The following is a 7,807-nucleotide window of genomic DNA, read 5'->3' as shown; positions in this document are numbered from 1 at the left end:
GTGCTCCTCCATCGCCTCGAGCAGCGCGCTCTGCGTCTTCGGGCCGGCGCGGTTGATCTCGTCGGCCAGCAGCACCTGCGCGAACACCGGGCCGGGGTGGAACACGAAGGCCTCCTTGCTGCGCTCGTAGATGCTGACGCCGATCAGGTCGGAGGGCAGCAGGTCGGCGGTGAACTGGCTGCGCGAGAACTTGAGCCCGAGCGACACCGCCAGCGCGTGCGCGAGGGTGGTCTTGCCGACGCCGGGAACGTCCTCGATCAGCAGGTGGCCGCCGGCCAGCAGGCAGGCCACGCAGTCACGGATCTGCGGGCGCTTGCCGACGATGATCGTGCTAATCTGGTCGATCAGGCGGTTCAGGTGGGGAAGGGCTTTCAACAGGTCCGTGCTCATGCAATCACCATAACCGAAACCGCCGCGATTCCGGACTCAGAACACCGATGCCCACTGCGTTCTTCAGCCATCCCGAGTGCCGGCAGCACGACATGGGGCGCGGCCACCCCGAGTGCCCGCAGCGCCTGGACGCGATCAGCGACCACCTGCTGGCGACCGGCCTCGACATGGCGCTCGAGCACCGCGACGCGCCGCTGGTCGACCTGCACGACGTGACGCTCGCCCACGAGAGCCTGTACGTCACCGAGCTGCGGGCCGTGCTCGAAGAGCTGGCGGCGTCCGGCCAGAGCCGCGCGCTCGACCCCGACACCATCGCGAACGCCGGCACCTGGCGTGCCGCGCAGCGCGCCGCCGGGGCCGCGGTGGCCGCCACCGACGCGGTGCTCGACGGCCAGGTCGACAACGCCTTCTGCGCGGTGCGCCCGCCCGGCCACCACGCGACGCGCAACGAGACGATGGGCTTCTGCTTCTTCAACAACGTCGCGATCGCGGCGCGCCATGCGCTCGACGTGCGCGGGCTGCAGCGCGTGGCGGTCGTCGATTTCGACGTGCACCACGGCAACGGCACCGAAGACATCCTCGCCGGCGACGATCGCGTGCTGATGGTCAGCTTCTTCCAGCACCCGCTGTACCCGTACTGCGGCGAGGTGCCGAAGGGCGACAACATGCTGAACCTGCCGCTGCCGCCGTACACCCGCGGTGCCGAGATGCGCGAGCTCGTCGAGGCGATGTGGATGCCGCGGCTGGAAGAATTCAAGCCGCAGATGGTGTTCATCTCGGCCGGCTTCGATGCGCACCGCGAGGACGACCTCGGCCAGCTCGGCCTGGTCGAGGCCGACTACGAATGGCTCACGCGCCGCATCAAGGCGGTGGCCGACCGGCATGCCGGCGGGCGCATCGTGTCGTGCCTCGAAGGCGGCTATGCGCTCGGCGCGCTGGCGCGCAGCGTCGCGGCGCACCTGCGGGTGCTGGCCGACCTCTGAGGCGGCAACGTCAAATCCGTGGCTGCGCCGCAGCCTTCCCCGATCGACAATAGAAGAGAGCGATTCACCGATGGATTCGTCCCTGGGCGTACAAGATTTCAACGAACTGCTGCGCGACCTGGCCACGCGCAGCGCGCTCACCGAGGCGGCGGTGCTGCTGGGCTGCCTGGGCGTCTCGTGGCTGGTGTGCATGGCGCTGCGGCGCGTGCTGCGCGTCAACGGCGCGGTGCTGTTCGGCCGCAACGTGGTCGACGGCGTGCTGTTCCCGCTGGTCGCGCTGGTGCTCGCCGTGGTCGCCCGGCATGTGCTGATGGGCGTCGTGAAGGTCGCGGTGTTCCGCGTCGCGATCCCGATCCTGCTGTCGCTGGCGCTGATCCGCCTCGCGGTGCGGGTGCTGTCGGCGGCGTTCCCCAATTCCACCTGGATGCGCGCGACCGAGCGCACGATCTCGTGGCTGGCGTGGATCGCCGTGGTGCTGTGGATCACCGGCGTGATGCCGGCGGTGCTGGAAGAGCTCGACAGCGTGCGCTGGCAGATCGCCGGCGGCATGGTCTCGCTGCGCACGATGATCGAGGGTGCGCTGACGGCCGGCGTCGTGATGGTGCTGGCGCTGTGGCTGTCGTCGGCGATCGAGCGCAAGATCATCCACGGCACCGGCAACGACCTGTCGATGCGCAAGATGGTGTCGAACATCGTGCGGGCGCTGCTGCTGTTCGTCGGGCTGCTGTTCGCGATGTCGGCGGTCGGCATCAACCTGACGGCGCTGAGCGTGCTGGGTGGCGCGGTCGGTGTCGGCCTCGGTTTCGGCCTGCAGAAGATCGCGGCCAACTACATCAGCGGCTTCGTGATCCTGGCCGAGCGCTCGCTGCGCATCGGCGACATGGTGAAGGTCGACAACTTCGAGGGCCGGGTCACCGACATCCGCACCCGCTACACGGTGATCCGCTCGCTGGGCGGGCGCGAGGCGGTGGTGCCGAACGAGATGCTGATCACGCAGCGCGTCGAGAACCTGTCGCTGGAGGACCCGCGGGTGCTGGTGCAGACGATGGTGCAGGTGGCCTACGGCACCGACGTGCGGGCGCTGCAGCCGAAGCTGGTCGAGGCGCTGCTGAAGGTCGAGCGCGTGATCGCCGACCCGGGGCCGGGCGTGCAGCTCTCGAACTTCGCGGCCGACGGCATGGACCTGACGATCAACTTCTGGATCCGCGACCCGGARAACGGGCAGGGGCAGGTCAAGTCGGACGTGCACCTGGCGGTGCTGGATGTGCTGAATGCGGAAGACATCCAGATTCCGTTCCCGCAGCGGGTGATGCACACCATCGTGCGGAACGAAGGGCCCGTGCCCGCGCCGCCCGAACGGATTTGACGTAGCCCGGATGCCAATCCGGGATGCAGGCACGAACCCGGATTGGCATCCGGGCTACGAGTTCAAGGGGCGATCAGCGCGTTCAAGGCCCGAAGATCGTCGCCCTTCAACTGGCCGGCGGCCTGCCGCAGCTTCAGGCTGTTGACCAGCACGTCGTAGCGCGCCTTCGCCAGGTCGCGCCGTGTCGTGAACAGCTGGGTCTGTGCGTTCAGCACGTCCAGGTTCACCCGCACGCCGACCTTGTAGCCGAGCTGCGTGGCTTCGAGTGCGAGCTGGCTCGACGACTCGGCCGCTTCCAGCGCCGTCACCTGCGCCTGGCCCGACTGCACGCCGAAGAACACCTGGCGCGTCGCCTGCGCGGTGCCGCGGCGCGCCGAGTCGAGCAGGTTGCGCGATTGCTCCTCGAGCTGCAGCGTCTCCTTCACGCGGTTCTGGATCGAGAAGCCGGCGAACAGCGGCACGGTCATCGTCAGCGCGACATCGGAGCTGGTGACCCGGCCCGATGCGTCGAGCGGATTGGTGATCTTGGTGTGGCCGCGTCCGTAGCTGCCAGTCAGGCCGACCGTCGGCAGGTGGCCGGCGCGCGCCTTCTCGGTCTCGAGCTTCGCGATGTCGTAGCCCAACTGTGCGCGGCGCACCGTCGGCGCGGTGTCGGTCTGCGACACCCACGCTTCGACGTTGTTCGGCGTGACGGCCGGCAGCGCCACCGGCGCGGCCAGCGGCTTCGGCACGACGCCGTCGCGGCCCACCAGCTGGTCGAGCGCGATGCGCTTGGTGCGCAGGTCGTTGTCGGCCGCGATCTCCTGCGCCCTGGCCAGGTCGAAACGGGCCTGCGCCTCGCGGGTGTCGGTGATCGTCGCGGTGCCGACCTCGAAGTTGCGCTTGGCCGAGGCCAGCTGCTCGGCGATGCCGTTCTTGTTGGCCTGCGCGGTGGCCAGCGCATCCTGCGCCGCCAGCACGTCGAAATACGCCTGGGCGACGCGGACGATCAGGTCCTGCTCGGCCGTTTCCAGGTCGGCGCGCGAGATGTCGACGCCCAGGTCCGCCTGGTCGATGGTCTTGTCGTTGGCGCGGTTGAAGATCGTCTGCGATGCGTTCAGCCCGGCGGTGGTCGAACGGCTGGTCGATTCGCTGATGGGCGTTTCAYTGTCGCTGCGTCCGGCCTGCAGCTGCGCCCCGATCTGCGGCCGGCGCAGCGCATGCGCCTGGTCGGCCTTGTACTGGGTCGACTCGGCCAGCGCCTTCGCCGCCAGGTAGCTCGCGTCGTAGCCGCGCGCCGTGTCGTAGAGCTCGGCAAGGCTTTGCGCCTGCGCGAAGGGCACGGCACCGAACAGGGCGGCGCAGGCCAGCACCAGGCGGCTCGGCTTCGGCAAACGGGTCAGGGACACAGCGGACATGGGACGTTCCTTGGGGGATGGGTGATCAGGAATCAGTAGGTGGGCACCGAGGTGTCGACCTCGCGCGACCAGGCGTCGATGCCGCCGGCGATGTTGTACACGTCGGCATGGCCCTCGCGCTCGAGGAATGCGACGACCTGCAGACTTCGCATGCCGTGGTGACACAAACCCAGGATGGGCTGCGTGGCATCGAGCTCGGCCAGGCGCTGCGGGATCTCGCGCATCGGGATGCAGACGATGGACACGCCCTGCACGCCCGACAGGGTGAGCGATGCGGTCTGCACCTCCCACGGCTCGCGCACGTCCAGGATCACCGGGCGGGCCTCGGGGCCGAAGCTCGCGAGGAGCGCCTGAACATCGGTGACTCGAACCTGTTGCATGTCGCGGTGTGTCCTGTGTCGATCAAAAGTCGGTGTTCAGAAATGGAAGCGCGACGGCTCGTCGAAGCCGAGCAGCCGGGGCGCGACGGTGTCGAACAGCTCGACGCTGCGGAACTCGGCCTCGCCGACCCGCGTGACCAGCGTCGCGCGCATCACCGGCTCCTGGCCGACGATCGCGGCGAGGCGGCCGCCGACCTTCAGCTCGTTCAGCAGCGCCTGCGGCACCGCGGCCACCGAGCCCGACAGCAGGATCACGTCGAACGGGCCGGCCGTCGGCAGCTTCTTCGAGCCGTCGCCCTCGACCACGCTGACGTTGGCGACCGCGGCGCGGCGCAGGTTCTCGGCGGCCAGGCGGGCCAGCTCGGGCACGATCTCCAGTGTGACCACCTGGCGYGCCTTGTGCGACAACAGCGCGGCCATGTAGCCCGAGCCGGCGCCGATCTCCAGCACGCGCTCGTGGCGGCGCACGTTCAGTTCCTGCAGCAGCCGGGCCTCGACGCGCGGCGCCAGCATCTGCTGGCCGCCCGGCAGCGGCACCTCGGTGTCCATGAAGGCCATCGCGCGGTAGGCGGCCGGCACGAAATCCTCGCGCTTGATCACGCCCAGCAGCGTCAGCACGCCGGGGTCGAGCACGTCCCACGGGCGGATCTGCTGCTCGATCATGTTGAAGCGGGCTTGTTCGACGTTCATGGCGGCGTTCCTCCGGAAGCAGGCTGGGGTTGGGGCAAACCTGGCATTTTATGGGGCGCCCACCTGCTTTTGGCCCAGGACGCCAGGTCATCCAGGTAGCAATAGATGACGGGCACCACCACCAGCGTCAGCAGCGACGAGGTGATCACCCCGCCGATCACCGCCTGGCCCATCGGCGCGCGCTGCTCCGAACCCTCGGACAGCGCGAACGCCAGCGGCACCATGCCGAAGATCATCGCCAGCGTGGTCATCAGGATCGGGCGCAGCCGCACCTCGGCCGCATGCAGCAGCGCCTGCTCGCGGGTCATCGGCGGCTCGTCGTGGTCGAGCCCGTGCTCGCCCCGGTGCTCGCCGGCGCGCGAGCGGATCGCGAAATCCACCAGCAGGATCGCGTTCTTCGTCACCAGCCCCATCAGCATCACGATGCCGATGATGCTGAACATGTTCAGCGTCGAGCGGAACATCAGCAGCGCGAGCACCACGCCGATCAGCGTCAGCGGCAGCGAACTCATCAGCGCGAGCGGCTGCAGGAAGCTGCGGAACTGGCTCGCGAGGATCATGTAGATGAACACCACCGCCAGCGCCAGCGCACCGACCGCATACGCGAACGACTCGTTCATGTTCTTCGTCGAGCCGCCGAACACGTAGCGGTAGCCGGGCGGCCACGCGAYGGTGTCGAGGGCGCGGCGGATGTCGGCCGACACGTCGCCCGAGCTGCGGCCGTAGGCATTCGCGTCGATGTTGATCTCGCGGTTCAGGTCGCGCCGGTTGATCTGGTTCGGGCCGGTCGACGGCGTGATGTCGGCCACCTGCGACAGCCGCACCGAGCGCGCCGAGCCGTCGGCCGCCGCGGCGACGTTGATCGGCAGGCGCTGCAGGTCTTCCAGCGTGTTGCGGCTGTCGGGCGCGAGGCGCACGTTCACGTCGTAGTTCTCGCCGTCGGGCGCGCGCCAGTTGCCCACCGTGGTGCCGGCCACCAGCGTGCGCAGGCTGTTGGCGAGCGCGTTGACGTTCAGGCCGGCGTCGGAGGCGGCGTCGCGCTTCACGTCGATCGCGACGGTCGGCTTGTCGGGCTTCAGCGTGGTGTCGAGGTCGACCAGGCCGGGGATGGCGCGCAGCTTCACGTCGAGCTGGGCCGACAGCCGCGCGAGCTCGGCCAGGTCGGCGCCCTGGATCGAGAACTGCAGGCTCTTGCCGCCGCCGAGGTCGGTCGGGCCGATGTTGGTGACGGTGATGCCGGGGATGCGCGACAGCCGCTCGCGCAGCGGCACGCTGAGCTCGTTCAGGTTGCGGCTGCGGTCCTTGCGGTCGACGAGGCGGATGTAGGTGGACGCGTAGATCTTGCCGAGCGCGTTGCCGCTGTTGATCGTGGTCACCGTGTGGCGCACCTCGGGCATCTCGCGCAGCATCGCGTCGACCTGCTTCGCGCGCATCTCGGTGACCTCGATCGACGAGCCGACCGGCGTGTAGAAGTTGACCTGCGTCTCGGAGAAATCGGCCTTGGGCACGAACTCGGCACCGAGCACCGGGATCAGGAAGAAGCTGCCGACGAAGGTGGCGAGCGCGATGCCGAGCGTCGCGAGCTTGTGCGCGAGCGCCCAGCCGAGGATCTCCTGGTAGGCCTGCGACAGCCACTGCGTGAAGCGGTCGAACACGCCGGTGACGCGGCCGATGGTCTTGTCGTAGAGCGTCACCGGCGGCCCGTGGTGCACGCCATGGGCCTGGGGATCGTGCCAGATGCTCGACAGCATCGGATCGAGCGTGAAGCTGACGAACATCGAGATCAGCACCGCCGCGACGATGGTCAGCCCGAACTCATGGAAGAACTTGCCGACGATGCCGCCCATGAAGCCGATCGGCAGGAACACCGCGACGATCGACAGCGTGGTGGCCAGCACCGCCAGGCCGATCTCGTTGGTGCCGTCGAGTGCCGCCTGGTGCGCGCTCTTGCCCATCTGCACATGGCGCACGATGTTCTCGCGCACGACGATCGCGTCGTCGATCAGCAGCCCGACGCACAGGCTCAGCGCCATCATCGTGATGGTGTTGATCGTGAAGCCGAACACGTACATGAACAGGAAGGTGCCGATCAGCGCGATCGGCAGCGTCAGGCCGGTGATCACGGTCGAGCGCCAGGAGTTCAGGAACAGGAACACGATCAGCACCGTGAGCGCCGCGCCCTCGAACAGCGTGCGCTTGACGTTGGCCACCGAGACGCGGATGCCGCGCGAGTTGTCGCGGTTGACCTCGACCTTGACGCCCGGCGGCGTGAGGGCGGCCGATTCGGCCAGCGCCTTGTTCAGCCCGTCGACCACCTCGATGGTGTTCTCGCCCTGCGATTTCTGCACCGACAGCAGCACGGTGCGCTGGCCGTTGTAGAGCGCGAGGCTCTCGATCTCCTGCGGGCCGTCGACCACGTCGGCCACCTGCCACAGCTTGACGGCGTTGCCGCCGTTCGCGCCGCGGCGGGCGACGATGATCTCGCGGAAGTCGTCCGGCCGTTTCAGCCGCGCATTGATCTGCACGACCCGCTCCTGCTCGCGCGTGCGGATCGAGCCCATCGGCAGCTCCTGGTTCTCGCTCTTCACCGCGGCGACGACC

At 68.7% G+C, this 7,807-nt stretch carries 7 protein-coding genes; 2 read left to right on the top strand and 5 right to left on the bottom strand.

Going from position 1 to position 7,807, the window contains the following annotated elements; genetic code table 11:
* A partial coding sequence (locus tag AC1DXV_RS28220; RefSeq protein WP_477936721.1) for an AAA family ATPase occupies positions 1-390 on the bottom strand: 390 nt, incomplete at its 3' end.
* Between the two features lie 47 nt (positions 391-437).
* On the opposite strand from AC1DXV_RS28220, the gene AC1DXV_RS28215 reads away from it, so the two are divergent.
* Together AC1DXV_RS28215 and AC1DXV_RS28210 are read left to right on the top strand one after the other, a co-directional pair.
* On the top strand, positions 438-1,373 hold the full coding sequence (locus AC1DXV_RS28215; RefSeq protein WP_477936719.1) for a histone deacetylase family protein: 936 nt from the start codon (positions 438-440) through the stop codon (positions 1,371-1,373).
* Positions 1,374-1,443: 70 nt separating this feature from the next.
* Entirely contained in the window at positions 1,444-2,739 is a 1,296-nt protein-coding gene (locus tag AC1DXV_RS28210) for a mechanosensitive ion channel family protein (protein ID WP_477936717.1), read from the top strand.
* 62 nt (positions 2,740-2,801) lie between these two features.
* On the opposite strand, the gene AC1DXV_RS28205 is transcribed toward AC1DXV_RS28210, so the two are convergent.
* The 4 genes from AC1DXV_RS28205 to AC1DXV_RS28190 form a co-directional block, all read right to left on the bottom strand.
* Complete coding sequence (locus AC1DXV_RS28205; RefSeq protein ID WP_477936715.1) at positions 2,802-4,136, bottom strand: TolC family outer membrane protein; 1,335 nt, start codon at positions 4,134-4,136, stop codon at positions 2,802-2,804.
* 32 nt (positions 4,137-4,168) lie between these two features.
* Positions 4,169-4,516 (bottom strand): rhodanese-like domain-containing protein, encoded by a 348-nt coding sequence (locus tag AC1DXV_RS28200; protein WP_477874808.1) that lies wholly within the window; start codon positions 4,514-4,516, stop codon positions 4,169-4,171.
* A 36-nt stretch (positions 4,517-4,552) separates the two neighbouring features.
* Entirely contained in the window at positions 4,553-5,206 is a 654-nt protein-coding gene (locus AC1DXV_RS28195) for a protein-L-isoaspartate O-methyltransferase family protein (RefSeq protein WP_169676195.1), read from the bottom strand.
* A partial coding sequence (locus AC1DXV_RS28190; protein ID WP_477936713.1) for an efflux RND transporter permease subunit occupies positions 5,203-7,807 on the bottom strand: 2,605 nt, incomplete at its 5' end. The genes AC1DXV_RS28190 and AC1DXV_RS28195, both read right to left, overlap by 4 nt.

This window comes from Rhizobacter sp. P3_C12 (genome assembly GCF_056402735.1).
The sequence above is the reverse complement of the archived record's forward strand: the minus strand, read 5'-3'. Positions and strand labels throughout refer to the sequence as shown.

Excerpts from the sequence above, each read along its gene's own strand:
- AC1DXV_RS28215 (WP_477936719.1), top strand. The coding sequence starts at position 438 with ATGCCCACTGCGTTCTTCAGCCATCCCGAGTGCCGGCAGCACGACATG.
- AC1DXV_RS28200 (WP_477874808.1), bottom strand. The coding sequence starts at position 4,516 with ATGCAACAGGTTCGAGTCACCGATGTTCAGGCGCTCCTCGCGAGCTTC.